We start from the raw sequence: 1424 nt of genomic DNA, 5'->3' as shown, positions 1-1424 counted from the left end.
CCACTTTTAGGCTTAGTAGTTTTTGTATTTTAAACACGTATTAAAAATATCTATTTAAAATACTTATTTCATTTATGCAGCTAAATTAGCTAGCGATCATAATGCTTTTAACATTAACAAATTCGCGCATACCAAAGCCGCCGTGTTCTCGGCCGTAGCCACTGCCTTTAACACCACCGAAGGGTAAGTTAGGCTGTGCTAAACCGTAACCGTTAATGTTGATCATGCCAGTATCAAAGTACTTTTTAGCTAGTTCAATGGCTTTTTTCTCATCTTTAGAGAAAATACCGCCGCCTAAACCATAGCGAGAGTCGTTAGCGATGCGCATTGCATCGTCGTTGTCTTTGGCTTTAATAAGCGAAGCTACTGGGCCAAATAATTCGTCGTCATAGGCTGGCATACCAGGGGCTAAGTTATCTAGTAGAGTAGGTGGGTAGTAATAGCCTGTTTGCGAAGGTATTTCGCCGCCCGTTACTATGTTTGCACCTGCTTTAACTGATTCCATTACTTGGTCGTGAATGCCGTCGCGTAAGTCTTCACGTGCCATTGGACCTAAGTCTGTGTCGTCTGCCATTGGGTCGCCCATTTTCATGGCTTCAAATTGCTCTTTAATTTGCGCTTTAAAGTCATCGTAAAGTGACTCTACAACAACGAAACGTTTAGCTGAAACACACGTTTCACCGTTATTGATCATGCGCCCGGTTACACAGGTTTTAACTGCAAGCTCTAGGTCTGCGTCATCAAGTACCAAGTAAGCGTCGTTACTACCAAGCTCTAACACTGTTTTCTTAACGTATTTACCTGCTTCTTCTGCTACTTTTTTACCTGTCGCATCACTACCGGTAAAGGTTACGCCGCTAATTGCTTTGTGCGAAATTAAAGAACTGGCTGTTTTGCCGTCGATAAGTAGATTGTTAAAGCAATACTCTGGGAAACCAGCTTGTTTAAATAGCTCTTCTATTTTTTCAGCCATGCCAAATACATTACCAGCATGCTTTAATACGGTTGTGTTACCCGCCATGATGTTAGCAGCACTGTAGCGAATTACCTGATAAAGCGGAAAGTTCCATGGTTGAATGCCTAATAGTACACCTGTTGGTTGGTAGCTGATAATTGCGCGGCCGCCGTCCATATCACGTTCTTCGTCAGCAAGTACTTGTGGGCCTTGTTCGGCTGTATAACGACAAATTCCTGCACATAGTTCAACTTCTTGAAAGCCTTGCTCGTAAACTTTACCCATTTCTTCGGTCATGAGTTTTGCAATAGCTTCTTTTTGATCTTCAAAGAGTGAGGCTAACTTATTAAGGTATTTTGCACGTTCAGTGAATGACGTTAATCGCCATTTTAAATATGTTTCGTGAGATTTTTCGATTACCTGTTCTGCTTCCTTTTGAGAAAGTAGTGTATAGGTTTCAATGGTTTGC

The 1424-nt window shown here is 41.6% G+C and carries 1 protein-coding gene; it reads right to left on the bottom strand.

Going from position 1 to position 1424, the window contains the following annotated elements; translation table 11 throughout:
* Positions 1-85: 85 nt before the first annotated feature.
* A partial coding sequence (locus H5072_RS19435; protein ID WP_220488721.1) for an NAD-dependent succinate-semialdehyde dehydrogenase occupies positions 86-1424 on the bottom strand: 1339 nt, incomplete at its 5' end.

The sequence above is a fragment of the Pseudoalteromonas sp. SR45-5 genome (assembly GCF_014163565.1).
GTDB lineage: Bacteria > Pseudomonadota > Gammaproteobacteria > Enterobacterales > Alteromonadaceae > Pseudoalteromonas > Pseudoalteromonas distincta.
Note: the sequence above shows the minus strand (reverse complement) of the source record. Positions and strands in the feature narration are given on the sequence as shown.